The sequence below is a fragment of the Citrobacter rodentium NBRC 105723 = DSM 16636 genome (assembly GCF_021278985.1).
Taxonomy (GTDB): domain Bacteria; phylum Pseudomonadota; class Gammaproteobacteria; order Enterobacterales; family Enterobacteriaceae; genus Citrobacter_A; species Citrobacter_A rodentium.
The window spans coordinates 4,234,512-4,260,619 of record NZ_CP082833.1 but is presented as its reverse complement, the minus strand read 5'-3'; the positions used below and the strand labels follow the sequence as shown (position 1 = coordinate 4,260,619).

The 26,108-nt window shown below is 51.4% G+C and carries 33 protein-coding genes; 22 read left to right on the top strand and 11 right to left on the bottom strand.

All coding sequences use genetic code 11. The features are described 5' to 3' along the window. Positions 1–128 precede the first annotated feature (128 nt). Both zinT and K7R23_RS20310 read left to right on the top strand, forming a co-directional pair. Complete coding sequence (gene zinT, locus K7R23_RS20315) at positions 129–776, top strand: metal-binding protein ZinT (protein ID WP_162467720.1); 648 nt, start codon at positions 129–131, stop codon at positions 774–776. Positions 777–988: 212 nt separating this feature from the next. Further along, positions 989–1,405, top strand: a complete 417-nt coding sequence (locus K7R23_RS20310; protein ID WP_049794247.1) for a translesion error-prone DNA polymerase V autoproteolytic subunit — start codon at positions 989–991, stop codon at positions 1,403–1,405. An 81-nt stretch (positions 1,406–1,486) separates the two neighbouring features. Here K7R23_RS20310 and K7R23_RS20305 read toward each other — a convergent pair whose 3' ends face one another. The 3 genes from K7R23_RS20305 to otnK form a co-directional block, all read right to left on the bottom strand. Continuing rightward, positions 1,487–2,788, bottom strand: coding sequence for an SLC13 family permease (locus K7R23_RS20305; RefSeq protein WP_012905513.1), 1,302 nt, complete (start codon positions 2,786–2,788; stop codon positions 1,487–1,489). A gap of 78 nt (positions 2,789–2,866) precedes the next feature. Continuing rightward, positions 2,867–3,505, bottom strand: a complete 639-nt coding sequence (gene otnC, locus K7R23_RS20300; RefSeq protein ID WP_012905514.1) for a 3-oxo-tetronate 4-phosphate decarboxylase — start codon at positions 3,503–3,505, stop codon at positions 2,867–2,869. Continuing rightward, the gene (otnK, locus tag K7R23_RS20295; protein WP_012905515.1) at positions 3,498–4,760 is read right to left on the bottom strand and encodes a 3-oxo-tetronate kinase; all 1,263 of its coding nucleotides are present in this window, start codon (positions 4,758–4,760) and stop codon (positions 3,498–3,500) included. Before otnK ends, otnC begins: the two co-directional genes overlap by 8 nt. 322 nt (positions 4,761–5,082) lie before the next feature. Here otnK and K7R23_RS20290 point away from each other — a divergent pair, with 322 nt between their 5' ends. The 9 genes from K7R23_RS20290 (at position 5,083) to K7R23_RS20250 (ending at position 13,552) form a co-directional block, all read left to right on the top strand. Then, on the top strand, positions 5,083–6,153 hold the full coding sequence (locus K7R23_RS20290; protein WP_012905516.1) for an isocitrate/isopropylmalate dehydrogenase family protein: 1,071 nt from the start codon (positions 5,083–5,085) through the stop codon (positions 6,151–6,153). A 51-nt stretch (positions 6,154–6,204) separates the two neighbouring features. Further along, positions 6,205–6,858: an aspartate/glutamate racemase family protein gene (locus tag K7R23_RS20285; RefSeq protein WP_012905517.1), complete on the top strand. Its 654-nt coding sequence runs from the start codon at positions 6,205–6,207 to the stop codon at positions 6,856–6,858. A 32-nt stretch (positions 6,859–6,890) separates the two neighbouring features. Continuing rightward, the gene (locus tag K7R23_RS20280) at positions 6,891–7,769 is read left to right on the top strand and encodes an amidohydrolase family protein (protein ID WP_012905518.1); all 879 of its coding nucleotides are present in this window, start codon (positions 6,891–6,893) and stop codon (positions 7,767–7,769) included. A 23-nt stretch (positions 7,770–7,792) separates the two neighbouring features. Next, positions 7,793–9,175: an MFS transporter gene (locus K7R23_RS20275; RefSeq protein WP_012905519.1), complete on the top strand. Its 1,383-nt coding sequence runs from the start codon at positions 7,793–7,795 to the stop codon at positions 9,173–9,175. After that, entirely contained in the window at positions 9,162–9,839 is a 678-nt protein-coding gene (locus tag K7R23_RS20270) for a transporter substrate-binding domain-containing protein (protein ID WP_012905520.1), read from the top strand. The genes K7R23_RS20275 and K7R23_RS20270 overlap by 14 nt, the downstream gene beginning before the upstream one ends. A gap of 124 nt (positions 9,840–9,963) precedes the next feature. After that, a complete protein-coding gene (gene acnA, locus K7R23_RS20265; RefSeq protein WP_012905521.1) occupies positions 9,964–12,612 on the top strand; it encodes an aconitate hydratase in 2,649 nt (882 codons plus the stop codon). Between the two features lie 2 nt (positions 12,613–12,614). Beyond that, the gene (locus K7R23_RS20260; protein WP_232796087.1) at positions 12,615–12,881 is read left to right on the top strand and encodes a LysR family transcriptional regulator; all 267 of its coding nucleotides are present in this window, start codon (positions 12,615–12,617) and stop codon (positions 12,879–12,881) included. Beyond that, positions 12,856–13,320: a LysR substrate-binding domain-containing protein gene (locus tag K7R23_RS20255; protein ID WP_232796086.1), complete on the top strand. Its 465-nt coding sequence runs from the start codon at positions 12,856–12,858 to the stop codon at positions 13,318–13,320. The genes K7R23_RS20260 and K7R23_RS20255 overlap by 26 nt, the downstream gene beginning before the upstream one ends. After that, complete coding sequence (locus K7R23_RS20250) at positions 13,313–13,552, top strand: type 2 periplasmic-binding domain-containing protein (protein ID WP_232796085.1); 240 nt, start codon at positions 13,313–13,315, stop codon at positions 13,550–13,552. Before K7R23_RS20255 ends, K7R23_RS20250 begins: the two co-directional genes overlap by 8 nt. A gap of 30 nt (positions 13,553–13,582) precedes the next feature. Here K7R23_RS20250 and K7R23_RS20245 read toward each other — a convergent pair whose 3' ends face one another. Beyond that, entirely contained in the window at positions 13,583–14,683 is a 1,101-nt protein-coding gene (locus tag K7R23_RS20245) for a lactonase family protein (protein ID WP_012905523.1), read from the bottom strand. Between the two features lie 300 nt (positions 14,684–14,983). Between K7R23_RS20245 and phbB the strand changes: the two genes are divergently transcribed. Beyond that, complete coding sequence (gene phbB / locus K7R23_RS20240) at positions 14,984–15,727, top strand: acetoacetyl-CoA reductase (RefSeq protein WP_012905524.1); 744 nt, start codon at positions 14,984–14,986, stop codon at positions 15,725–15,727. A gap of 75 nt (positions 15,728–15,802) precedes the next feature. Further along, positions 15,803–17,140: a CitMHS family transporter gene (locus tag K7R23_RS20235; RefSeq protein WP_012905525.1), complete on the top strand. Its 1,338-nt coding sequence runs from the start codon at positions 15,803–15,805 to the stop codon at positions 17,138–17,140. 44 nt (positions 17,141–17,184) lie between these two features. On the opposite strand, the gene K7R23_RS20230 is transcribed toward K7R23_RS20235, so the two are convergent. Beyond that, positions 17,185–18,072 (bottom strand): GntR family transcriptional regulator, encoded by an 888-nt coding sequence (locus K7R23_RS20230; protein ID WP_012905526.1) that lies wholly within the window; start codon positions 18,070–18,072, stop codon positions 17,185–17,187. Positions 18,073–18,200: 128 nt separating this feature from the next. Next, entirely contained in the window at positions 18,201–19,466 is a 1,266-nt protein-coding gene (locus K7R23_RS20225) for a Y-family DNA polymerase (RefSeq protein ID WP_012905527.1), read from the bottom strand. 35 nt (positions 19,467–19,501) lie between these two features. On the opposite strand from K7R23_RS20225, the gene K7R23_RS20220 reads away from it, so the two are divergent. The 6 genes from K7R23_RS20220 (at position 19,502) to K7R23_RS20195 (ending at position 22,701) form a co-directional block, all read left to right on the top strand. After that, on the top strand, positions 19,502–19,666 hold the full coding sequence (locus tag K7R23_RS20220) for a hypothetical protein (RefSeq protein ID WP_012905528.1): 165 nt from the start codon (positions 19,502–19,504) through the stop codon (positions 19,664–19,666). A gap of 203 nt (positions 19,667–19,869) precedes the next feature. Then, positions 19,870–20,508: a leucine efflux protein LeuE gene (gene leuE / locus K7R23_RS20215; protein ID WP_012905529.1), complete on the top strand. Its 639-nt coding sequence runs from the start codon at positions 19,870–19,872 to the stop codon at positions 20,506–20,508. 165 nt (positions 20,509–20,673) lie between these two features. After that, positions 20,674–21,036 (top strand): DUF1971 domain-containing protein YeaR, encoded by a 363-nt coding sequence (yeaR, locus tag K7R23_RS20210; RefSeq protein WP_012905530.1) that lies wholly within the window; start codon positions 20,674–20,676, stop codon positions 21,034–21,036. A 2-nt stretch (positions 21,037–21,038) separates the two neighbouring features. After that, positions 21,039–21,221, top strand: a complete 183-nt coding sequence (locus K7R23_RS20205) for a DUF1869 domain-containing protein (RefSeq protein ID WP_012905531.1) — start codon at positions 21,039–21,041, stop codon at positions 21,219–21,221. A 198-nt stretch (positions 21,222–21,419) separates the two neighbouring features. Beyond that, the gene (locus K7R23_RS20200) at positions 21,420–22,067 is read left to right on the top strand and encodes a hypothetical protein (RefSeq protein ID WP_012905532.1); all 648 of its coding nucleotides are present in this window, start codon (positions 21,420–21,422) and stop codon (positions 22,065–22,067) included. Positions 22,068–22,452: 385 nt separating this feature from the next. Continuing rightward, positions 22,453–22,701 (top strand): GlsB/YeaQ/YmgE family stress response membrane protein, encoded by a 249-nt coding sequence (locus K7R23_RS20195; protein ID WP_012905533.1) that lies wholly within the window; start codon positions 22,453–22,455, stop codon positions 22,699–22,701. A gap of 60 nt (positions 22,702–22,761) precedes the next feature. On the opposite strand, the gene yoaJ is transcribed toward K7R23_RS20195, so the two are convergent. Both yoaJ and K7R23_RS20185 read right to left on the bottom strand, forming a co-directional pair. Then, a complete protein-coding gene (gene yoaJ, locus K7R23_RS20190) occupies positions 22,762–22,836 on the bottom strand; it encodes a protein YoaJ (protein ID WP_148222133.1) in 75 nt (24 codons plus the stop codon). A 3-nt stretch (positions 22,837–22,839) separates the two neighbouring features. Beyond that, positions 22,840–22,938, bottom strand: a complete 99-nt coding sequence (locus K7R23_RS20185) for a YoaK family small membrane protein (RefSeq protein WP_024132625.1) — start codon at positions 22,936–22,938, stop codon at positions 22,840–22,842. Positions 22,939–23,123: 185 nt separating this feature from the next. Here K7R23_RS20185 and K7R23_RS20180 point away from each other — a divergent pair, with 185 nt between their 5' ends. Together K7R23_RS20180 and K7R23_RS20175 are read left to right on the top strand one after the other, a co-directional pair. Continuing rightward, positions 23,124–23,378: a putative hemolysin gene (locus K7R23_RS20180; RefSeq protein WP_024132626.1), complete on the top strand. Its 255-nt coding sequence runs from the start codon at positions 23,124–23,126 to the stop codon at positions 23,376–23,378. Between the two features lie 74 nt (positions 23,379–23,452). Then, entirely contained in the window at positions 23,453–23,764 is a 312-nt protein-coding gene (locus K7R23_RS20175; protein ID WP_012905536.1) for a hypothetical protein, read from the top strand. Here the strand turns inward: K7R23_RS20175 and K7R23_RS20170 are convergent. After that, on the bottom strand, positions 23,750–24,097 hold the full coding sequence (locus tag K7R23_RS20170) for a DUF488 domain-containing protein (protein ID WP_012905537.1): 348 nt from the start codon (positions 24,095–24,097) through the stop codon (positions 23,750–23,752). The two genes, K7R23_RS20175 and K7R23_RS20170, sit on opposite strands and share 15 nt — an antisense overlap. Next, the gene (locus K7R23_RS20165; protein WP_012905538.1) at positions 24,081–24,590 is read right to left on the bottom strand and encodes a 2-thiouracil desulfurase family protein; all 510 of its coding nucleotides are present in this window, start codon (positions 24,588–24,590) and stop codon (positions 24,081–24,083) included. Before K7R23_RS20165 ends, K7R23_RS20170 begins: the two co-directional genes overlap by 17 nt. Positions 24,591–24,744: 154 nt before the next feature. Between K7R23_RS20165 and K7R23_RS20160 the strand changes: the two genes are divergently transcribed. Further along, positions 24,745–25,452: a CTP synthase C-terminal region-related (seleno)protein gene (locus K7R23_RS20160; protein WP_012905540.1), complete on the top strand. Its 708-nt coding sequence runs from the start codon at positions 24,745–24,747 to the stop codon at positions 25,450–25,452. Between the two features lie 117 nt (positions 25,453–25,569). On the opposite strand, the gene K7R23_RS20155 is transcribed toward K7R23_RS20160, so the two are convergent. Beyond that, on the bottom strand, positions 25,570–26,016 hold the full coding sequence (locus tag K7R23_RS20155) for a DUF441 domain-containing protein (RefSeq protein ID WP_012905541.1): 447 nt from the start codon (positions 26,014–26,016) through the stop codon (positions 25,570–25,572). Positions 26,017–26,108 lie beyond the last annotated feature (92 nt).

The window sequence follows — 26,108 nt, the reverse complement described above, 5'->3', positions numbered from 1 at the left end:
AGGCCACCCGTCGGTGGCCTTTTGCTTCCTCATACTGTTACTCACTCTTTCTCAGCGGAGAGTTGAATTGTAATTTTTGTTATATTATAACATTTCAACTTTAGGCTGTGATTGAGGATGCAATTTTGGTGACGAATTTAAAAAAACTATCGATTTCTCTGGGGATGTTACTGGCGAGCGGCTACGCCTTCGCGCATGGACACCACTCTCATGGCGCGCCTTTGACAGATGTCGAACAGAAGGCCGCGGAAGGTATCTTCGATGACAAAAATGTGCAGGACCGGGCGCTTAGCGACTGGGAGGGGATGTGGCAATCCGTTTACCCTTATCTGGTCAGCGGCGAGCTGGATCCGGTTTTTAAGCAGAAAGCAGAGAAAGATAAGCGTAAAACGGCGGAGGAAATAAAAGCGTATTACCGTAAAGGCTATGCCACGGAGGTTGACACTATCGGTATTGAAAATGGCGTGATGGAGTTCCATACCGGCAGCCAGGTCGCCTCCTGCCAGTATGCGTATGCCGGACACCGGATCCTGACCTACGCTTCGGGTAAGAAAGGCGTGCGCTACCTGTTTGAGTGTAAAGAGGCGAACAGCAGGGCGCCGAAATATGTGCAGTTCAGCGACCATATCATCGCGCCGCGTAAGTCGAGTCATTTCCATATTTTTATGGGCAATAGCTCACAGCAGGCGCTGCTGGAGGAGATGGATAACTGGCCAACCTACTATCCTTATCAGCTCAGGGCGCAGGCGGTGGTGGACGAGATGTTGCACCACTAAGTTTACAGTAACCCGTCGCCGGGCGGCGGGTTATCAGGTGCTGGTTTTTTCACCGTTCGATTTGCCCCGCGCACGTTTTTTTCTCCGCAGTAATAAATAAAATCAACGCGCTGCGTGAATAGCCCGCCAGTGCGCGCTTTCCGCTACTTGATCTCGCTATAGTTTAAATCTACTGTATATAAATACAGGTTAACCAGGGATATGTGATGAGGATGTACCACAAACCCGTCGATTCGCGTCAGATTGTAACGATCCCGCTTTTTGCCGACATCGTTCAGTGCGGCTTTCCGTCACCCGCGCAGGATTACGTGGAACAACGTATCAATCTGAACGAACTGCTTATTCAGCATCCCAGTGCGACCTTTTTTGTCCGCGCCGCGGGCGATTCCATGATCGATGGCGGGATTGGCGACGGCGATTTGCTGGTGGTGGATAGCGCGCTGCGCCCGACGCACGGCGACATTGTCATTGCGTCGGTTGAGGGGGAGTTTACGGTAAAGCAGCTACAGCTAAGACCAGTGGTGCAGTTAAACCCGATGAACAGCGCCTGGTCGCCCATTAAAGTCAGCAGCGAAGCGTCGCTCGATATTTTCGGCGTCGTGACGCATATCATCAAAACGACAAAATAAGCATGTTCGCGCTGGTGGAAGACTGGGTGAGAGTTAAAGGGCAGAGAGTCAGCAACCCTTTAACGATTTTCCCCAAACCGGCTAAACGGGAATTATCCCTGTAATCAACGCGGCGACGAGCGCACAGACGCTCATCGTCCAGACTTTTACCAGGGAATGTTTTATATGTTCATCAACCCGTAAGTTGAGCAAGCTTAACCCAAGATGCGTGGCGGGAATCACCGGGCTTAGCAGTAACCCAATCTGTTCGGTAATGAGCATCGCAATCGTGACGTGTAAGGGCGATACCCCAAAACGTTGCCCCAGCCCAACGGCCAGCGGCAGCAGAGCAAAATAGAAAGCATCAGAGCCAATCAGTATCACGACAGGTACGCTGAATGCGGCCAGGATCAGGTACAGATAGGGCCCGAGACTCGCCGGAAAGATCTCTGCAATCTCGTTGACCAGCACTTTTATGATGCCGGTATTTTGCAGTATACCAACGAAGACGCCAATGGTTAAAAAGATGACGATAACGGGAAATATGGTGAGCGCATAATCTTTTATCTTCTGTTGCGCCTTTTGCGTATCGGGATAATTAACGATCACGGCTAATGAGAAGGCGATCATAAATAAAAAATTACCCGCAACCAGACCTGACACCAGGATGACAATGGTTGCAATAACGAGCGCAAAATTGAGCTTCAACAGCCAGGGGTTATGATCGGTTTTACAGGTAAGCATATCTGCACGCATTATGCGAAACGCTTCTGGTGAAATACCCGATCCGCTTCGGTTCTCAATTCTCGCCATAAACCAGCAGAGAATAACCCCGAGGGCAAACAGTATGCCCTGCAAAGGGATAAGCCGGTAATAAACATCCAGAATATCAAGGTGCGTAACCGCAATGGCCCGGTTAAGCGAACCGCCCCACGGGGTAATACCTGTGACGCCAACGCCAACGGTTATCAACAGTAAAAGCGTTTTTTTACTGATGTTCATTTTTTCATAAATCGGCAACAGGGCGGGGACCGTAACCAGTAAGGTCGCGTAGGCATTACCATCCAGGCTACATATTGAAGCAATGACCAGGGTTGCAAGCAAGACTGAAAATGTTGAGGCTTTTATAAAGCGTAAAATGAAGCGTACGATGACATCAAACACTCCCGCTTCTTTCATCAACGTAAAAAACATTGCGCTGAATGCCACCAGCGTTGCCGTTCCTACCACCGATTTCAAGCCCTGCGCCACATACTCTCCCAGTTCCTTAAAACCAAATCCACATATCAGCGCAGCGATGGTGGGCAGTAGAATAAATAAGATACTCGGCGGGAATATGTTTTTTAATAAGCACCAGGTTAATATTATAAACATTATTATCCCGGTGATAAGCATAATAGGCATAACAATCCTTATTATATTTTAATTTATCACAGGTACAGCAAGCCTGCACGGTTATACCGGCAGGCTGATAGATGTTATTTACTTCATATGAAATGTAGCGTTTAGTTCATCAACATTTTCGCGGGTTAACGTATTCATGCCAAAGGGTTTAAGCATAAAATACAATTTTGCGGTTTCTTCTAACTCTTCAGCGTTAAATACCGCTTCACGAATATCTTTTCCTGAAATAACCGGACCATGATTAGCCAGAAGAATAGCGTTGTGTTCAGCCGCCAGTTTTTCCACCTCCCCGGCAATGCGCGGCGAACCAGGGCGGATATAAGGTATCACCGGCAGTTTGCCTACGCGCATTACGTAATAAGGCGTAATGGGCGGGAGGGCATTTTCCGGGTCAATGCCTGGTAAGCAGGATAACGCTGTGAGCCACGGGGAATGAAGATGGACGATGGCTCCGCACTGTGGGCGCTGACGATACATTGCGAGATGCATCAGCACTTCTTTGGACGCTTTTTGACCCGACAAAAGCTCGCCCGCCATCGTGACTTTGCTGAGTTCATCCGCATTCAGATCGCCGAAACTGGAATTGGTCGGCGTTGCCAGAATATTACCGTCCGAAAGCTTAAGACTGATATTTCCCGCCCCTCCGCTACTGTAACCCCGTTCGAACATTGAGCGGGCATAGCGAACCAAATCCTCACGTAACTGCTTTTCACTCATGATAGTACTCCTGCGCTTTCAGGAAGAAGTCTGGATTACCAAAGTTCCCGGATTTAAGAATGACCCACTGCTGTTTATTGAGAACCTGGGTCCACGGCACGCCAGGAGCCACCGATTCTCCGATGACCATTCCATCGATATTTAAACCCTGTGTAACGGCGCCGGAAGTTTCGCCTCCCGCCACAATAAATTTATTAAAGCCTGCTGCGGCAAGTGATTGCGCCAGTGAAGAAAAGAAGCTTTCAATTTTGTCACTAACAACCTGGGCGCCGTAATTTTTCTGGATCAGCTCTATGATTTGAGGCGGCTGGGTGGCATATACCATGGGAGCCGTAGGGTCCTGAGAATGTGATTTTACCCAGGCGGAAACCGTCTCTAAGTAAGCAGGTTCATTAATGATTTTTTCCACATCCAGCGCCAGGGATGATGCCCTTTGTTTATAAAATTCAACCTGCTGATTGGTCATTGCTGAACAGCTACCCGAGAGCACCACGCCCGGCCCTTTTGATCCGACGCTGATGGCGACTTTTTTAGCCGATGAAACATGTTGTTTATCGAGCGCCGCGATGGCGTAGCCTAATCCTGCCGCGCCGGTAACCAGCGGGAAACTGGCGGTTGCTTTAGCAACCGTCAACAGATCGTGATTGTCGAGCACATCAAAGATCAAATATCTGGCTTTGTTGGCCATTTTATTTTCAATTTCAGAGGCTATCTTCTCAGGATGGTTTTTAACGATATCCAGAGTAATGTTGCCGCACAGCCCGACGGACTGCGCTTCCATCAGTTTCTTTAAGGAAGAATGTTTCATCGGCGTGACGGGATGGTGCTCCATTCCACTTTCATTGAGCAGCTCACCTTTAACAAACAGATGTCCGTTCAGAATCGTTCTGCCGTTATCCGGCACCGCCGGGCAAATGAGCGTTACCGGGGTGGCCAGGCTTTTCATCAAGGCATCCGTTACCGGACCGATGTTTCCCCGCGCAGTCGAGTCAAATGTCGAACAATATTTAAAAAGCTGACGCTGGCAGCCCTGCGTTTTTAACCACGCAGAGGCAGATAAAGACATCGCCACCGCTTCACTGGCCGGAACCGAGCGACTTTTCAATGCGATCACAATGGCATCCATGTCGCCAACGTCGAATGCCTTATTCGGTATGCCGTTGAAAAGAACAACTTTCCAGCCTGCATTCACCATAAAACTGGCAATGTCTGTCGCGCCGGTGAAGTCATCGGCAATCACGCCTAACGTAGTCATTTTCCTTCCTCACAAACACTTTAATCGGCTTATACTGCTTTTATATATATTAAAATGCAAATAAGGTAATTGTTAAGTTGTGGTTAAGATCACACTTCGCGACTCATTTAAGCGACAAAGCATTTTTATTGATATAGAGGGAAGGCCTGATATCAACTGATTTTTAAAACGGAATGGCAAGCGGATTAACGACCTGAAAAGTAAAGGAAATGATAAATTCATTCAATTTTATAAAATAAATGTGATCTTCATCATCTTGCGTTATGTGCATTTATTAGTATAAAAAAGCAATCAAAAGTAAGCAACCTATTGGAGTCTTTTTATGCGTATTCTGGTTCTGCCTTGTGACGGCATCGGTCCTGAAATCACCTCAGCAGCGGTAACCGTGTTGAATTCACTGGATAAAGCCTATGGTCTGGGCTTCGAATTCGATTATGACGATGTGGGTTTTAAAAGCCTTGAAAAACACGGCACCACCCTTCGCCAGGAAACCCTCGACAAAGCAAAAACTTACGATGGCATCATTCTTGGCACACAGTCGCATGCGGATTATCCCGCGCCAGAAAAGGGAGGGCGAAATGTGTCAGCAGGCTTTCGTATCGGTCTGGACCTGTATGCCAATGTTCGTCCCGCACGTACCCGACCGTTTCTGACGTCAAATATGAAAGAAGGCAAAACCATGGATCTGGTGATCATGCGTGAAGCCACTGAAGGTTTTTATCCGGATCGCAACATGACGCGAGGCTGGGGTGAAGTGATGCCAAGCCCGGATATGGCGCTCTCAACCCGTAAGATCACCCGTCACTGTTCAGAGCGTATTGCCCGCAAAGCGTTTGAGCTGGCAATGCAGCGGAAGAAAAAAGTTACCGCGATCCATAAAGCAAACAGCTTCCATATGACAGATGGCCTGTTCCTGGAAGCCGTGCGTACCGTCGCAAAAGAGTTCCCGGAAGTGCAACTGGACGATCTGCTGGTTGATGCGTCTACAGCGCACCTGGTTCGTAACCCTGAGCGATTTGATGTTCTCGTCGCCACCAACTTCTATGGCGACATTATTAGCGACCTGGCAAGCGAGCTGTCGGGCAGTCTCGGCCTGGCAGGGTCAATTATGGCAAGCGATACGCATTGTTGCGCCCAGGCGCAGCATGGGTCAGCGCCGGATATTCAGAACCAGGATAAAGCTAATCCGGTTTCCATGATCCTTTCAGCGGCAATGATGCTTGCCTGGTATGCAGAGAAGCACAACCAGCCAAAATTCCTGAAGGCGGCGGATGAAATCAGCCGCGCTGTCGACGAAGTTCTGGAAAATCCTGAGACTCGCACGCCGGATTTGGGCGGTACTTGCGGTACTAAAGCGTTTGCCGAAAAGGTCGCGGCAGCTATTCGTGCCTGAGCCAGATGATGGCTGCCCAACTTACGGGCAGCCGCTTTAATAGAGAGAATTATGAGCCAACGTATTGTACTTATTCATGCCACGCCACTGGCTGTCGCTCCCATTAACAACACCTTCAAACAGCTGTGGCCTGACGCTGAGGTCAGCAATTTACTTGACGATGCCCTGAGCGTTGATCGGGAAAAGGAGTCGGCGTTAACGCCACGCCTGTACAGACGGATTGATGAGTTGCTTCACTATGCGCTCGGTATCGATGCCGCGGCGGTGCTTTTTACCTGTTCTGCATTTGGCGCAGCGATAGATGCCAGTGCGCAGGCGCAATCAGTACCTGTACTTAAGCCCAACGAGGCGATGTTCGAAGATGCGCTGGCGTTGGGGACGAATATCGTCATGTTGGCAACATTCGCGCCTGCGGTAAAAGGTATGGAGGAGGAGTTTGCACAACTGGCTACTTCGCGCCATTCCAGCGCAAGGTTAAACAGTTATATTGTTGCTGGCGCGCGTGATGCGCTGAATGCCGGTAATGCGGATCTTCATAATCAGCTTATTGTTGAAGCGGCAAAGCAGCATCAGGATGCCGACGTAATTCTTCTCGCTCATTTTTCAATGGAAATTGCTTATAACCAGGTGAATACAGCTGTCGCGAGTACGGTTTTAAGTAGTCCACAATCCGCAGTTAAAAAACTCAGGCTGCTGATGAGCTAATTAATTGCGTGCAATCTGAAAAAGGCACCGCTATGAATAATAAAAAAATAGCGGCGGGGATAAAACATACCCACGTTGCGTCCCTGCCTGATGTTGAATTACCTGCTAATAGCTGCGACTGCCACCATCATATTTTCGATCGCCGTTATCCCTGGGCGCCGGATGATAAACGTAATTTACCTGACGCCACCGTAAATGATTTTCGGCAGTTTAAACAATGGCTGGGTTTTAAACGCCATGTTCTTGTTCAGCCTTCATCTTACGGTACAGATAACCGTTGTCTTATCGACGCGCTTCAGACGTTCGGACCGGATGCCCGGGGGGAAGCGGTGGTGACAGATTCTGTCAGCGACAGCGAGCTGGACAGGCTCTCCCGGGCTGGCGTGCAAGGGATTCGGTTTAATTTTGGCGCCGGCAGCGCCACCACGCCGGAGATGCTGTTACCTCTTGCTGCCCGTGTCGCTGAGCGGGGATGGCATATCCAGGTTCATGCTACCGCCGACCAGCTTTGGGCGCTTCGTCCACTACTCAAACGCGTGCCTGGCAGGCTGGTCATCGATCACTTCTTTCGTCTCCCGCAGCCGGAACCGATGGCTCATCCGGCGTGGAAACTGGCATGGGAACTGATTGCGTCAGGGCGCTGCTGGGTGAAATTATCAGCCCTTTATCATCAGTCTCAACGTGACGATGTATCTGATATGGCAGAGATGATCAGATATTTTTTAAATGAAGCAACGGAACGCGTGGTATGGGGAAGTGACTGGCCGCACCCCAATCTTATTAGCGCACATAAGAAAATGCCAGACGATGCTTTAATTCTTGCGAATATCTTTCATTGGGCAAGTAATGGACAGGTTCGCCATAAATTATTTGTGAAAAACCCGGCTGAACTTTATGGATTTAACGCTTAGTCTTCAGGATAAGGCCGAAAAAAATGAAAACTCTTGACTCTACCGCATCAAAAAAGAAACCTACACATTATCGTTATATGATTTTGTTAATGGTATTTCTGAGCATTGCACTGAATCATGGCGATCGCGCAACGTTTTCGATTGCGGGAACGGATATGGTAAAAGCCGCCGGATTAGATATTGTGGCTCTGGGATATCTTATTTCCACATTTACCTGGGCATATGTTCTTGGTCAATATCCCGGAGGCTGGCTACTCGACCGCTTCGGCTCCAAAAAAGTACTGGTAACCGGCGTATTTAGCTGGTCCTTTTTCGTTTTTCTGGTGGGATTCAGTACTTCATTTGACAACGTATGGGTAACCCGCGTGATGATTTTTGGCTTCATCTTTATGATGGGGTTAATTGAAGCGCCAACGCTGCCTGCGAATTCACGCTTTCTCGCCGCGTGGTTTCCGGCAAAGGAGCGTGGCAAAGCATCCGGTTTTACGACGGCCGCCCAGTATTTCGCGCTGGTGGTATTTTTACCGCTAATGGGCTGGTTTTCTTACACCTATGGCTGGGAGTCGGTATTCTGGTTTATGGGCGGACTCGGGATCTTTGTTTCGTTGATAATGAACAAGGTGCTTGCCGATACGCCAAAAGTTCATCCTCTGGTGAACAACGAGGAGCTGGAATATATCCAGGCGGGCGGCGGTCTGACAAATATGAAGGTGACGAAAAAAGGTGAAAGTAAAGGCACAGGTTACACCCGAAAGCTGCTGACTAACCGTCTGGCTTTAGGGGTATACATGGGGCAGTTTTTCTTCACTGTACTTTCCTACTTTTTCCTGACATGGTTTCCGGTATATCTGGTCCATGACCGTGGAATGACCATTCTTAAAGCGGGGTTTGTCGCATCGTTACCTGCTCTGTGCGGCTGCGTCGGCGCGCTGTCAGGCGGCGTTCTGTCAGATTATATGCTTTCTCGCGGATTCAGCCTTTCCGCCGCGCGTAAGACGCCGATCGTGATTGGGATGCTGTTAGCGGTGAGTATGGTGATTTGTAACTACGTCGATTCGGCGTGGATCGTTATTGCGATTATGTCGCTTGCTTTCTTTGGCAAAGGTTTTGGCGCCATGGGGTGGTGCGTGGTCTCTGATTTTTCCCCTAAAGAAGCGGTCGGCCTGAGCGGGGGACTGTTTAACATGATCGGTAATATCTCTGGTATTTTCACCCCCATTATTATCGCTTACATTATTAAAGATACGGGCTCCTTTAATGGCGCGCTCATTTTCGTCGGCGTCTGTGCTTTCCTCAATCTTTGTTGCTATCTGTTCGTGGCAGGGAAAATCCAGCGCCTTAGTTTCGATAAACGCGATACCCATCGCGATGAACCTGTTACGGAGGAGTCGCATGTCAGCCGCTGACACACTACGCTTTGCCATTAATTTGGGCAACGCTGTCCTCGCAAGAGAGCTGGCGGACGGTAAACCCGCAGGCATTACCGTCGGGCTGGCCAGTAAAATTGCCGCAGCGCTGGGCGCAGTCCCTCAGTTCAAAACATACCCGACAGCGGGGAAGGTGGTGGACGATGCCCAAAATGACGCCTGGGACGTTGCTTTTCTTGCCGTCGATCCGTTACGTGAAGAGGTATTGCAGTTTACGCAGCCCTATATCGTTATTCAGGGAACCGTACTGGTTCGTGAAAGCAGTCCCTGGCAAAGCGTCACGCAAATGGATAGCGCTGGAGTGGTCATTAATGTGGGCAAGGGCGCCGCTTATGATCTCTATCTCACGCGGCAGCTTAAAAAGGCGAGCATTAATCGGTTGAGTTCATCTCAGGCGGCAATAGATGCGTTTCTGAAAGGCGAAGGCGATATGGCTGCGGGTATTCGTCAACCGCTTGAGCGCGCAGCCGCTGTACATCCCGGTTTTCGGGTGTTGCCTGATAATTTTGGCCAGATAAACCAGGCAATTTGCGTTCCTCATGGCAATGAGGAACGCTACCGACTCATAGCTGAACTGCTGACTGAATGGCAACAGGACGGTTCCGTACAGCAGCTTATTGACCGTGAATTAACCGCCTCGTGATACGTTACGTAGCGTTCTCCTTTTGAGAACGCTATCTTATCAAAAGCTCAATTTTCCTCCCTTCATTTGCATGGCACTTTATCTGCTTAAGAACATTCATGCACTGCTGTGATGGAAGGATTTTATGACGCCTCTCTTACCTCTGAAACGCTTCCCGTTGGTGGTAAATAACCAACGGTACGATTATCTGGATCTCACTCAGCTACTCCCGTCCGGGCAGTTGCAAAAAATTCCATTTTGCCTGCGCGTTCTGCTTGAGAACGTGGCGCGGCGTTCACCCCATGCCTTAACACCGTTTTTGCGTATGCTTGACGGTGCGTCTGATAAAGGCGAGGTGGCGTTTTATCCGGATCGCCTGATGTTCCATGACACCACCTGTCTGCCGGCCCTGGCCGATTTTGCCGCCATGCGTGACCTGACGACAGAGCTGGGAGGGGATGCGACCGCCATTAATCCGCGTATTCCGGCGGTACTGACGATCGATCACTCGGTGATTGTGGAAAGCTATGCTTCACCTTCCGCGCTGGAAGACAATCTGCGCTACGATTTTCGACGTAATGCGGAACGTTATCGCTTTATCCGCTGGGCGGAAAAGAGCCTGAATAATTTCCGCGTTATTCCGCCAGGAACGGGAATCATTCATTTGATGAACCTTGAGGCCATCGCTGAGGTTGTCACCGTCGATGAAGCCGCTCCGGTTCCGCTTTTGCACGCTGACTGCATGATTGCGACCGACAGCCATACCCCCATGATTAACGCGTTGGGGATCCTGGGATGGGGCGTCGGCGGGCTTGAAGGGCAGGCAGCATTGGTGGGTGAGCCTGTCACCTTAAGCTTTCCGGACGTTATTGGGATTTCGCTATCCGGCGCTCTGCCACATGATGTCAATGACAGTGATTTGGCTTTACATATTACCCGTCTGCTGCGTGAGATTGGCGTCGTCGGTAAATTTGTTGAGTTCACCGGACCTGCGCTGCACGCGATACCCGTTGAATCACGCGCCACCATAGCCAATATGGCGCCCGAGTATGGCGCGACCGTGGTTTACTTTCCTTTTGATGAACGCAGCGCTGAATACGTTGCGCTAACCGGGCGCACAGAAGAAAAACAGTCTCTGATTAAAGCGTATATGCAGGCGCAGCATCTGTGGCGGAGCGCGGATTCACCGCAACCGGAATTCAGCCAGCTTATTGAGATCGATCTGACGACTATTGAACCCTGTATGGCCGGTCCTGTTAACCCGCATCAGCAGATCCCGCTGGGGCAGGCCGCAGCCAGTTTTGAAGAGACGCTTAATGCGCAGACGAGGGGGCTATGCTGGCGGCATCCCGCTTACGGTGAACCCATCAGGCAAGGCGCCGTTGCCATTGCCGCCATTACCAGTTGTACAACAACGGCCAACCCCTGGCTTATCGTTCAGGCTGCCCTGTTTGCCCGCAATGCCGCAAAGGCAGGATTAAAACCTAAACCCTGGGTCAAAACGTCGTTCTCTCCGGGCTCGCGGGCTGTCACCGACTATCTTGGTGAGGCCGGTTTGTTATCCGAACTGGAGAAGGTCGGTTTTGATGTCACGGGCTACGGCTGCATGACCTGCATCGGGAGTTCGGGCGCTTTGCAACCTGCAATGGAAGAGCTGGTCAACGAAGGATTACAGGCAGTATGCGTCTTATCCGGAAACCGAAACTTTCCTCGACGTGTCAACCCGTCGCTTGGCCACGGTTATCTGACCTCACCGGCACTGGTGATCGCGTGGGCGATAGCGGGTCATATGTCTCATGATATGGTGAACGAACCTCTTGGCGTTGACCGCAACGGGTCGCCCGTCACTATGCGCGATCTGATGCCAGCCCGGGATGAAGTGGAAATGTGGCTCAAGCGCGTCGTTAAACGTGAGCATTATGTTAAACGCAGGGACATTATCTGGCAGGGAACGCCGCACTGGCAGCAGGTGGAGGCGCCGGGAAGCGTGCATTATCCGTGGGAGGCGTCATCAACGTATCTTCGTCGTCCAGGGTATCTTGAGCGTCTGCCACGCGATCCGGCAACGCCGCTTTCATTATCAGGCGCGCGTCCATTCCTGTGGCTGGGTGATGATGTGACCACCGATCATATTTCTCCCGCGGGCGCAATCCCGCCATCCAGTCTCGCCGGACAGTGGCTGCTTGATCATCATGAAGATCCTGCCGATCTTAATTTGTATTCCACCCGCCGAAGTAATCACGAAGTAATGGTTCGCGGCGCTTTCACCAATAAAGCGCTGGCAAACCGGCTGCTTCCTTCAGAGCTGCGCGGCGGGGGAGGCAATGCCTGGGATGCGCGGCATAGTCATATTCTGCCTGCTTATGAGGCCGCGCAAAGCTGGCTAAAAGAGGGAACGCCGCTGGTGATCTTCGCTGGTGAACGCTATGGCGCAGGTTCCAGTAGAGACTGGGCCGCAAAAGCGCAGGCGCTACTGGGCGTAAAGGCGGTGGTGGCATACAGTTTTGAGCGTATCCACCGTACCAATCTTATTGGGATGGGGATTTTGCCACTCCATATCGACCCCGAACATGCCGCGCATTTACCTGCTATGACGGGAACGGAGGTGATTGATTTTTATGGCCTGGAAAACTTGCAGCCTGGTACGATGCCTTTGTCGATGCGCATCAGTCGTCATGGAGCCTTGCTCCAGGAGCTTCCGCTAACCCTGACCCTGGATTCACAGCAGGAGCTGCGTTATCTTCAGCATGGTGGCATTCTGCCTTATGTTATCCAGCAAACCCTGAAGCGCTAATAATGGATACAGCGATGCGTTTTGACCTGATTTCTTTATCTATTTTTGTTGCCGTGGCAGAAGAGCAAAATCTTACTCGTGCAGCCCGCCGAAAGCATACCGCGGTCTCTGCCGTCAGTAAGCGCATCGCTGAACTGGAGCAACAGGTCGGTACTCCGCTCATGCTGCGCATGCCGCGAGGTATCGCGCTTACGCCAGCCGGTCACTCTTTGCTTTATCATGCGAGACAGGTGTTTCATAAGCTTGAAAAAATGGGAAGAAGAGCTTAGTGATTACGCCGCAGGTATTCGCGGACATATCCGTATTTACACCATTTCCGCAGCGCTAATGAATCATTTACCGGGCGTGATAAGCAATTATCTTTCGCTCTATCCGCAAACCGATATTGAGATTGAGGAGCATACCGGGTTGGCTGTGGTACAGGGGTTACTGGCAGGTGAAGCCGATGTCGGTTTCTTTTCTGACTGGACACCCTCTGCCGGCATTGAATTCTGGCCGTGGCAACAGGATCTGTTATCTGTACTGGTCTGGCCGACTCATCCGCTGGCTGAACGTGACGAACTAAAATTCGAAGATATCCTTTATGAAAAATTGATAGGGTCTCATCGCAACAGCGCCGTCAGCTATATCCTTGAGAGACAGGCCCGGGCTTACGGCAAAACGCTGGGACGTGGGGTTACGCGTCAGCAGTTTTATCTCTATGGCTGAGCTGGTGGCGCAAAAGCTGGGAATTGCCGTTTTGCCGGTGAATGAGGTCGCGTCGTCAACGCTACACGGTGGGGTCAGATTGATCCCGCTGTCTGACGCCTGGGCAAGACGTGAACTCCTTGTCGGCGTGAAAAACTACGCCCAGACATCTCCTTCAGTAAAAGCGCTCATTAGTAGTTTGCTCCCCAGTGAGAAAAGTATCCCTCCTGACCTTAACGCCACTCCCCTGTAAACCCGGCGGGCTTACAGGAGGCCGTGGATCTCACGCAAAACAGATGCAGGTTGGGCTGGCTGACGGGATAACGACGTCTGTTTTTGCAAGCATACCGGTGGCAGCATCGACATCAAAAACCTGAATGGTGTCGGAATCTTCATTTGCGCTGTAAAACTGCGCGCCATCAGGGGATAACGTAGTGAAACGGGGCGTTTTTCCGCCGCACGGAACCCATCCTGCTAAGTTAAGAGAACCATCATGCGGATTGATATGGAAGACCGCTATTGTGTCATGTCCCCGGTTGGCGGCGTAAAGAAAGCGGCCATCAGGATGCACCTCCACTTCGCTTGCGTCACTTCGGCTGTTATAACCCTCTGGCAATGTACCGATCGTTTGCTTAACGGTAAGTGAACCGCCATCTTTGTCGACATCAAAAACCGTCACGGTGTTGCTCAGTTCGCTAATCCCGTAAAGCCATTTACCATTGGGATGAAAATCAACGTGACGCGGCCAGCTGCCGGGCGTAAGACGTACTTCATCAGACAGGAACGCCCGGGTTCCGGCCCAACGATAAAGCCGTATCATATCGATTCCATTTCCTGCTTTTCTGCCCTGAACGGGCACGGCGAAGAGATCGCTGCCGGGCAGGAAGACGACTTCATGCGGACGTGACAGCGTTGGCAAAGTATCATCGGTAGCGGGGTGCCCTTCGATACAGGAAAAATGCGCTGGCTTATCAAGTCCATCGTCGTTCACCGGCAATGCGGCAACGTTGCCGCCTTCATGGTTAGCGATCAACAGCGTAGCCATATCAGGCGTTAACGCAGAGCTGACAGGGTTATTCCTGCGGGCAGCCTCCAGATCCGGGTTGGTATGGCGCGGGCCGGTGGTCTGATCATTACGCAGACTCAGTCGCCCGGTTTCCGGATCGCGATTAAATACCGCAACCCTGTCGCCGTCTCCGTGTAATACGTATAAGCGGTTACGTTTCGCATCCAGCGTCAACCAGGAGGGATTGTCCTGAATGGAAGGAATGCATTGGATCTGCTCCCATTCTCCCGAGTCTGCAATGCGGAACACCGTGATACCTTTTCCGCGCGCCCCGCGCCATTTCGACGTCCGGCAGCCAACATAAGCGTATGTGATCATTACTGCTCCTTTTTGCTTTTTTTATAAACTAAATGCAGAATTGGCGCCGTGACGCCTCTCTCATTTAAGTCGTTTTACTGTTTTTCCTCTGCATGGCATCACCGTGAATGGATGGATGCTGATGCGTTACTCGATGTTGTTTTATTTAACGATGTAAATTGCATTTAGTTAAGTTTAAATGCAAAAACTGAACGATCCCGCTCACATTTTCGGCAAGCTCAGGTTGCGGAAATCTCCCTGCCGCTTCTTAATGTTAATAATTGGTTGAAAGTTGTTAATAAACTGCTGCGGGAGAGGGCGATGACCCAACGTATTGCATATGTGACATCTGGAATGGGTAGCCTGGGCACGGCTATCTGCCGTCGGTTAGCGCAGGACGGATTCATTGTTATTGCGGGCTGCGCGCCCAATTCCGGAAGAAAAGCGTCCTGGCTTGAAGATAACAAGAAGCTGGGATTTGATTTTATTGCCTCTGAGGGGAACGTTGCAGACTGGGACTCAACGGTAAAAGCCTTTGAAAAAATCCGTAACGAGGTGGGGGAGGTTGACGTCCTGGTTAATAATTCCGGGACGGCCAGGAATGTTCTGTTTCGTGATATGCAGCCTCAGGAATGGCAGGCTGTTATCGATACCAATATGAATTCGCTTTTCAATGTCACCCGCCAGGTCGTGGACAGCATGATGGCGAGAGGTTGGGGGCGGATCATTAATATTTCTTCCTTAAATGCGCAAATTGGCACCGTCGGGCAGGTTAACTACTCAACGGCGAAGTATGCCGTTCGCGGTTTTACCCGCGCGCTGGCGCGGGAAGTATCGGCGCGGGGAGTCACGGTAAACACCGTATCACCTGGCTACCTGGCTACAAGCAAACTCAAAACGGTTACCCCAGTTCAGGTCATCGATAAGATCGTCCAGGAAATTCCACTCAGACGTCTGGGCTCGCCAAAAGAGATCGCCTCTATTTGTGCCTGGCTGGCCTCTGATGAGTCTGGTTACGCAACGGGCGCTAATTTCTCCGTCAATGGCGGTATGCACATGAGTTAATTATTTCTCATCTCAGCATTTAATAACGTAATTAACTTCATTACGTATATAGCGATATATACGGCGGAGACTCTTATGCTCTCGTTACTGGGTTACGGCATGATTGTGGTTTTTATGATCCTTATCATGACCAAAAAATTATCTGCACTGACGGCTCTGACCATTATTCCCATTATCTTTGCGCTTATTGCCGGATTCGGCGCTGAGATGGGCGACATGATGATTGACGGGCTGAAGAAAGTCGCGCCAACGGCGATTATGGTGATATTTGCCATTCTTTATTTTTGCACGATGTTCGATACCGGGTTATTTGATCCGATTATACGTTTCTTCCTGCGTATCATTAATGGCGATCCTGTTAAGGCTGTAATGTGTACCGCTCTGCTGGCGGCGATGGTTTCCCTCGATGGAGACGGTTCAACGACCTATATGATCTGCGTGACCGCCATGCTGCCGCTGTTTAAGCGCATTCGTCTGGACCCGCTGGCGCTGACCTGCGTTGTCTTTTTGTCCGGGAGCGTCACAAACCTTTTACCCTGGGGCGGGCCGCTGGCCCGGGTTTCGGCTTCACTTAAAGTTGAGTCCAGCGATCTGTTTATTCCGCTGATCCCATCCATGATCTGCGGTCTGGTCGGTGTGCTGGTACTCTCCTGGTATATTGGCATTCGTGAGCGACGCCGCCTGGGGAAACTGAGCATTCAGACGAATGGTCATGGCTCGGTGATTGAAGAAGACGCCGAGAGTTATCTGCCGGCAATCAACGAAGTTAATGATGAGCTGTGTCGGCCTAAGATGTTCTGGCTTAATGCTGCCCTGACGTTAGCGCTTATGGCTTCACTGGTCATGGAACTGCTTCCATTATCGGTACTGTTTATGGTGGCGTTTGCTATAGCGCTGTTGATTAACTATCCGCACCTTGATGCTCAACGCCAGCGTATTGCCGCTCATGCCCCGGCTGCGCTGAATCAGACATCCATCTTTCTGGCCGCGGGTATCTTTGCCGGGATCCTTTCAGGCACCGGAATGGTAACGGCGATGTCCAGCACGCTTCTGGATATCCTGCCGCAGTCATGGGGACCCTATCTTGCGCCGATCACCGCGCTGATTAGCCTTCCGGGCACTTTCTTTATGTCTAACGACGCATTTTATTATGGCGTTCTGCCGGTTCTGGCCGAAGCGGCGAAAGTCTATGGCATTGAGCCTGTGGAAATCGGTCGTGCTTCGCTTGTCGGGCAGCCTGTGCACCTGCTAAGCCCGCTGGTAGCCTCAACCTATCTGCTGGTGGGCCTCGCCGGTGTGGAATTCAGCGATCATCAAAAATACACCTTTAAATGGGCCTTCTTGCTGTGCATGATCTTCCTGGCTTCGGGATTATTGTTGGGTTTATATCCGCTATATTCCGTCGCAGGTTAAGCGATATTCGGCTCACAACGTGAGCCGGTTTAATTGCGTTATATTTAACTGTCAGCGCTAATACGGCGCATTTTTTTATTATCAAGCGCAACGGCTAAATGTTGCTTCATTGTGTATGACGCCTCAATACGCTGCCCTGACTCAATAAGCGACAGTATGCGCAGATGATCTTTCACTTCCGCATAATAACGATTACGGTCATCCATAATGCGATAATCCATCAGGCGGCGCATCCGATTGACGTTACGCAGTGAGATTTCAAAAAAAGGATTGTTTGAAAAGCTGATCACCGTTTCGTGGAACCGGTATCCGGCTAACTGAAGCTGGGTAGGGGAGAGGCGCTCAATACCGTTTTCCAGGAGCATTTCAAGCTCACGTCGTATCTCGTTTATCTTTTCCTGCGGTGCGTTGAAGGTGGGTTCAAGGATAGCCATCGGTTCAATAACCATGCGGAAGCTAAAAATCTGCTCCAGCGCCGCTTTGGTTTTCGCAACGGCTAAAAATCGCCAGCCATATCCCTGTTTACGCTCAACCCAGCCTTCGCTTATCCCCCGGGCCAGAACGGTGGCGAGCTGGCTTTTGGTCAGGTTATAGCGCTTCATTAAGAAAAGCTCGGTGACTTCTGAATCGATTTTATCCTGTAGCCAGTCCTCCGCCATTTGATAATATTCAGGGAGATCCAGCTCATCGGAGAGCGCCTGTTGCACGTCCGGTTTATAATCTTCCTTAACAAAAAAACCGCGATTGACTTTCTGGAATAAGACGCCTTTCTGTTCCAGAAAGACCAGCGCTTCCCGGACAGGAGATCGGGAGACATCAAATGTTTCTGCCAGCTTAGGGACGCTCAAATGCGAACCCGGTGCAATATCGCCTTTGTCGATCAACGCTATAATTTTCTGGGAGATACGTTCAGTGAGTGCACTAATTTTCATGTAAGCGCCCTGGCAGGAGAGAAAAAAATGCAAATTTTCACAATATTATTGCATTTATTTTCCTCTAAAAGCAATGTTTTACGGCGCTCAGGTTGTACATGCGACACAAACTGTGATCGTGTCGGGTATCACTTCACGGTAAGTAAATCAGCATAACGTGTGGTGTATCGCGGGGAGAGCATTTCCCGCTTCATCTGCCACTGCTGCTGGATACCTTGTCCGGCGAAGTAAAGCGTTCCTCGTCCTCCTTCAGCGTTCAGGCGATCCAGCACATTCATTAACTTGTCGCTACCGGCGTGCGGCGCGTTATCATCGAACAGGTTCAGCTGAGCGACGCCCTGGCTGTAAAAGTCACCCAGCATGACTCCGGCTTTCTGATAGCGATGACCCTCTTTCCAGATTGCCTCCAGGCAGCGTGACGCGGCGTTGATGATATCTCTGCTGTCCTGTGTTGGCGTCAATAGCTTTATCGATGCGCTATTGCTGTAATACGGTCTGTGTAGTGCGTATGGCGACGTTTTAACAAACGCTGAAATAAACCGCGAGAATTGATGCTCGCTGCGAAGTTTCTCGGCAGCCCGGGCGGCATAACTACAAATAGCCTGGCGCATCTCTTCGTATTCCGTCACGCAATCGCCGAACGAACGGGAACAGATGATCTCCTGCTTTGTTGGCGCAAACTCGTCCAGTTCGAGACACGCTTCGCCCCGTAATTCACGGACCGTCCTTTCCAGGACCACAGTGAAATGTTTTCTGATAAAGCGGATATCCGTTTCTGCCAGCTGCAACACGGTTTCAATCCCCATACTGTTCAGGCGTTTCGTCAGGCGCCGGCCTATCCCCCAAACCTCTTCTACCGGGAGCGCCGCCATCAGTTTTCTCTGGCGATCGCTGTCTGATAAATCAACTACCCCTCCCGTCTGCCGCTGCCACCGTTTCGCTGCATGGTTTGCCAGTTTTGCAAGGGTTTTTGTCGGTGCAATACCAACCCCCACCGTCAGATGGGTATGCTGGAGAACTGTCGCTCTTATTTCACGCCCAAATTCGGTCAGATCGCGGCAGTTTCGTACGCCGGTCAGATCGCAAAAAATCTCGTCAATTGAATACCTTTCGCAGCGAGGAGTCAGCGCTTCGATAGTACTCATCACCCTTTCGGACATATCCGCATAGAGCTCGTAGTTACTACTGAAACAAACCACACCGTGATGTTTTAAGCGATCTTTCAGCTTAAAGTATGGTTCGCCCATTTTCACAAATGGCTGTGCTTCAGCGGAGCGCGAGATGACGCAGCCATCGTTATTTGACAAAACAATGACAGGTTTTCCTTTCAGGTCCGGACGAAATACGGTTTCGCAGGACGTATAAAAATTGTTCACATCGCAGAGGGCAAACATGATCAGCTCGCAACCGTTACGGGCAGAGTCGCCACATGGGTGTCGCGCTCGAGCAGAAGTACATTCAGGACGATACGCCGTTCACGATACGCCTGCGCGGGGCGAAGAAAAATCCGGCAGGCAGCATCGCGGGGCAGGCTAAATGCCATTACCTGGCGTTGTCCGGTAGGTGCGGGAACCAGCATTATGACCACCATTAACTTTGCTGTTTATATATACAGTATTACGTATTCGCAGCAAAGATCAAGCGGTGCATACTTCAGGAACGTTCAGGCACGGCCCGGAAAGGAGAGGCGTAATGCAGACCCTGCGGTAAAGGGATTTCCCTTTCCATCATCAGGTGCATTGGTTAGCATATTGTTACGCCGCTAAAGGTATAAGTTGTTTAGGGAACGAGGTTAACGTGTTTGCAGAGTATGGTGTACTGAATTACTGGACCTATCTGGCAGGAGCGATTTTTATTGTATTAGTCCCCGGGCCGAATACGCTCTTTGTACTGAAAAATAGCGTCGGGCGGGGGATAAAAGGCGGCTACCTTGCGGCAGGCGGCGTATTTATTGGCGATGCGGTGCTGATGTTTTTAGCCTATGCCGGGGTGGCAACGCTGATTAAAACCACGCCGGTTCTGTTTAATATTGTGCGCTATCTCGGCGCGTTTTATCTGCTGTATCTTGGCGCCAGGATCCTCTGGTCCACGCTCACGGCAAAGAGCGCAGCCGCCGCTGAAGGCGCCGCGCCGTTTGGCGCAATTTTTAAACGCGCGTTAGTGCTGAGCCTGACCAACCCGAAAGCCATCCTGTTTTATGTCTCATTCTTCGTACAGTTTATTGATGTGAATGCGCCACATGCAGGATTGTCTTTCTTTATTCTGGCGACGACCCTTGAGGTGGTGAGCTTTTGCTATCTGAGCTTCCTGATCGTGTCCGGCGCTTTTGTCACGCAGTACATCCGTACGAAAAAGAAACTGGCGAAGGTGGGCAACTCGCTGATTGGCTTGTTATTTGTCGGCTTTGCCGCGCGTCTGGCCACGCTGCAATCGTAACCTTATCGGCCCGCGAAACGGCGGGCTTTATCCGTATATCCCCGTCATTTGTATTATAAATAATAACCAATAAATGGTATTTAAAATGCCATTTATGAGGCGTAACCTGTTCTGGAACAGCGGTTTAAAGATAATCGCGTGATAACGACTGGAAGAGGGAAGAACATGCTTCAGATTCCACAAAATCATATCCATACGCGTTCCACGCCGTTCTGGAACAAAGAGACTGCGCCTGCCGGAATTTTCGAACGCCACCTTGATAAAGACACCCGACCGGGAGTGTATCCCCGGCTGTCGGTGATGCAGGGGGCGGTCAAATATCTCGGATATGCGGATGAACACAGCCCGGAACCGGAAAAGGTGATGATCATCGAGGCCGGGCAGTTTGGCGTTTTTCCACCGGAAAAGTGGCACAACATCGAAGTAATGACCGATGACACCTATTTTAATATCGACTTTTTTGTTGCCCCGGAGGTGCTGATGGAAAGCGCGGGACAGCGAAAAGTCATTCATACCGGGAAGAAATAATCATGGGCAAAGCAACCTATACCGTCACCGTGACAAATAACAGCAATGGCGTCTCCGTAGATTATGAAACCGAAACGCCGATGAGCTTACTGGTGCCAGAGGTGGCCGCCGAAGTGGTGAAAGATCTGGTGAATACCGTTCGCTCCTACGATACGGAAAATGAGCACGACGTCTGCGGCTGGTGATGCCGCTGCGCGAATAACCGTACCGCTTACAGGCGACGCTGTGCGGTTTTTTTTTGCCCTTTCAGCACGTATTGCTTATCACTGAAATCAATTGAAACGAAAGATTAAGAAATCCTTAAGTTCACAGCATGTATTGCTAATTTAAGAATATTCGTAAAATTTATGATCGGTAACAGAACCTTAACAGGACTGATTCCGATGAAATTTGATTTACAATTCTCTTCCACTGCGCTGTTTCTCACGCTGGCAGCCGTGGTGATTCCTTTTACCGCAAACTGGCATTTACCTTTGTATCACGGCGCGCTTGTCTTATGGATTGAAAACGGACAGGCGCTATGGCTGCTCTCTGGCGCGCTGTTTAGCGCGTGGTATATCAGACCGCTCTCCCGTCCGCAGGGAGCGAAACAGTTCTGGCTATGGGCGGTTATCTGGTGGGTGGTATTGCTGGGCAGAAGCACCAGCTGGGGACGTGATTATTTTCCCGCGGAGCCCAGAGTGCTGTTTCGCGGTATCTCTGTCATGCTGATTGCTGCGCTGGTCCTGCCGGTTTTCCTGTCAGCGTCATTGCGCCGGGAGATTACGCGTCGCCTGCGTGAAGAACCGCTTCCCGTGTGGCTGTTTGCGCTGACGGGCTGTTCATTTTTAATCTCCGACACCGTAGAGCATCACCGTTTACTGGCGCCGCTATTTTTGCACGACGTGAAGTATACCGACCTGATCGAAGAGCTGTATGAATTGCCTTTTATGGCCGGACTGTTCTTCATCACGCTGGGCTTTATGCAAAAGGAGAAACGGCGGGAAGAGAACGCGCTGCCGCTGGGTGAACCGCAGCGCGTGGGGTACTGAAAACAGCCTGAATCTGCAGCGTGGTTCAGGCTCAGGTAAAGCGTGCCGTCAGGCAATAGCCTCGCACCGCCGCGTTTTCAACTCACTGTAGGTCTGCAAGCGACATAAGTAACGAGTTAACGTCAAAAAAAAGCCCGCGCAGAGGCGGGCAAGAAATACTGGAAGCAATGTGAGCAATGTCGTACTGAATACCTGAGTCGTTTACTCAACTATTCAGTAATGAGAAAGATAATCTTTATCATCTAAACTTGCAACCCCAACTTTTGTGTGACAACGCGGAGAGGAGAAGAAAGTGATGTTAATCACAAATTTCACTTTCCGGATGATGTGCTATGCTTTTTAACGGTGACTAAACCACTAACGTAAAAACATAAGTGAGGAAAAAATGGGCATTCTTTCATGGATTATTTTTGGTCTTATTGCGGGTATTCTGGCGAAGTGGATCATGCCTGGTAAGGATGGCGGTGGTTTCTTCATGACGATCATCCTGGGGATCGTTGGTGCCGTAGTCGGGGGCTGGATCAGTACGCTCTTTGGCTTTGGCAGAGTCGACGGTTTTAACTTCGGCAGCTTCGTGGTGGCGGTTATCGGTGCCATCGTGGTTCTGCTGATCTACAGAAAGATCAAAAGCTAAACGGTCATTCTGGCTGACAAAAGGCTACCTCAGGGTGGCCTTTGTTATTTCAGGGCCGCGTTACCACCAGCCCAACTGAGTTCCCAGCACCACCACGATTGCCACAGCCATCATAATCAGCGTGGTTTTTTTCATTGTTTAGGCCCCCGGCGCGGCATAGCCGCCGATAAAAAACCAGGCCAAAAAAATCACGGCGGTAATGAAAATGACAACGGGAAACATAATGCCCAGTCTCATGCGGTCACCTGTCTGAATAATGTAAAGTGGCGCAAGGATAGCAGGGGTTAATGGGTGGCAAAAGGGATTTTATCCGCCTGTTTATTAACGTGAAGCATGGCAATGTCGATGCGGCGCAGGAAAACATGGAGCCGCAAACCTTAGCGCGATACGCTATCGGGTGATTATCGTTTACGGGAGGAATTATGAGATTGTTGTTTATTATGTTGTCGTGCGCCTGTTTCTTATCGGCCTGCGACACGGCTTCGCAGCCCGAGGCGCCAAAGCCGCCGATAATCGGTATGCCAAACCCCGCCGCCGTATATTGTGGCGAAAAAGGCGGGACGCTGGTACCGGTGCAAAGCCCGCAGGGCGTGCGTTCAGACTGCAAACTGCCGGGTGGGGAAGTCATTGAAGAGTGGACGTTGTGGCGTCGCGACCATCCGCAAACCGGTAAGTGACAACAGGGCGTCCGGCAGGCTATTATTTCTCGGAATTATCTTAACTGACGGCGCAGAGGCGCAACGAGAGAAGTATGTTTCAGCTTAAGCCGGGCACCGTGGCGCTGGTCATTGGTGCGAAAACGTCCGCCGGACGCTGCAATATCGGCAAGTCGGTCGAATTGTTTCAACTTTGCCAGCCGGGTGAAGTATTCATTAACCCAGTGAATGGTTTTACCACCATGCTGCCGAAAGCGTCGCCGAGAGCGCTCTGGCTGGTGACGGGAGAGGTGGTTTCGGCCAGCGGCCAGCAGGGGGTTGCCTGGGTACGCGCAGAACATCTCATGCCGCTGTCGCCCGATCGCCAGCCTGATGATGCAACGACCGGTGAATCACAGTTCGCGTAGCCACGCGGCCAGCACAATGGCGTGATTCTGTTCGCTGTTTTTTGCGCCGTACAGCAGCGTCAGCGTCTGCTGGCGGGCAATCGACGCCAGGCGCTGGCCTTGCTGGCGCTGCGCCGCTAACTCCTCGCGATAGCGTTCGCTAAAATGGGTGAAATCGATCGTCTGCGCATGAAACGCTTTACGTAATTCGCCAGAGGGAGCCAGCGGTTTAACCCATTCATCGAATGCCAGATCCGTTTTTTTGATGCCGCGCGGCCACAGCCGATCGACCAGGACGCGATAGCCGTCGCTTTGCTCTGCCGGTTTGTAGAGGCGTTTACACTGAATCTTCATGCTTATCTTTCTCCTCAATCCACGCGCAAAATTCGCTTAACTGTTGGTCGGAAAAGACGGTGATTCCATGCTGATGCAGCAGCGTGGCGGCAACGCCCATGCCCGGATGGCGCTGGCCGCTAAAGGTGCCATCGTAGATAAACCGGCTGCCGCAGGTTGGACTGCCGTCGGTGAGTAACGCGACGTCGCAACCGGCCTCCTGCGCCGCGCGAAGGGCAAGCCAGGCGGCAAGCTGATAGTGGGCGGTGGCGTCATTACCGCTCTTTTCATATACCCTGGCGCGACCTTCGAGCACCGCCTCGCCGTTTGCAGCGATAATTTCCGCCGGCGGGCGCGGCGTTGGCAGTCCGGCCGCCAGCTCCGGGCAGTGAACAATCAGGCGCTGCTCATCCTGTAAACGCGCCAGCGTGGCGTTCAGTCGGGCTTTTTCGCTACCGTTGTAGCGAACCTTAAACCCCATCAGGCATGCGCTAATCAGTATTTTACTTTTCATGATGATGTCGTTGGCTAAGCGGAAAACGGAACGCTATCACTATAACACTTCGCAGGGCGTCAACTCTAAATTAAAGGATTGTGATAGCAGTAAAAGATCGGTAGTCTGAGGTTCCTTATGTTGTTCACAATTCTCCTGACGTAAGGAATTCCTCATGAAAATATCCCCTGTGAAAGATACGCTGCGGATTGCGCTGGTGGGTGACTATAACGCCAGCGTCACGGCGCATCAGGCGATACCTCTGGCCATCGACGATGCCGCCGCCGTGCTCGAACTGATCGCCGATTATGACTGGCTCGCCAGCGCGGAAATTACCAGCGGCGAAGATTTGGTGGGATATGACGCGATCTGGGTGGTGCCCGGCAGCCCCTATAAAAATACCGACGGCGCGCTGACGGCCATCCGCTATGCCCGTGAAAACGGCATTCCTTTCCTGGGGACCTGCGGCGGTTTTCAGCATGCGATTCTGGAATACGCCCGCAACGTGCTGGGCTGGCGCGACGCCGCCCACGCCGAAACCGATACGCAGGGGCGAATGGTGATTGCGCCGCTCGCCTGCTCGCTGGTGGAAAAAACGGACGACATTGAGCTGCGGTCCAATACGCTGATTGCCAGAGCCTACGGCCAGACGCTGATTTCCGAAGGTTACCACTGTAATTATGGTATTTCCACGGCGTTTGCCGGTGAGCTGGAAAGCGGCGATTTGCGGGTAACCGGCTGGGATGACAATGGTGATATCCGCGCGGTTGAACTGGTGACGCATCCGTTCTTTGTCGCGACGCTGTTCCAGCATGAGCGTGGGGCGCTGGCGGGAAAACCCGTTCCGTTAGTCCAGGCCATGCTGCGCGCGGCGCAGGGGTAAAGGTATGTTGCCGGATGGCGGCTTCGTCTTATCCGGCCTGGGGGAGAACGCCTCCAGGCCTGTTGTAGGCCCGATAAGCGCAGCGCCATTGGGCAATCCACGGCCGGTGGCGGCAGGCTACTGCTTCCCCACAATCAGCGACACCAGCCCCGCAGCGATAAGCGGTCCGACGGGAACGCCGCGAAACAGCGCCACGCCGAGAACGGTGCCGACCAGTAAACCGGCGACCAGCTGCGGCTGACTGCCCATCAGCGTGACGCCGCGCCCGCCGAGCCAGGAAACCCCCACGCCAACCACGATCGCCACCAGCGACTTCCAGTTAAGAAAGGAGTGAATCAGCGTGGAGGGGGGAAGCGTACCGCTGGCGATGGGCGCCATCACCCCAATCGTCAGGATAATGATCCCGATGGTCAGCCCCTGTTTTTCAATCCACGGGAAAAAGGCGTTGAGAGGGGTAACGCGAACAATGATCAGCACCAGTATCGAAACGGCGACCGTGGTGTTATGGCTGATAAAGCCCAGCGCTGCCAGTCCAAGAAGGATCAGCAGAGTGACATCAAACATCGTGGTTTCCTTGCCAAAAAAAAGTTAAGCCCATTTATTCTACGCGCAAACGCGAAGCTGAACAGATTTTTTTCATCGTCAACAACCGTTTC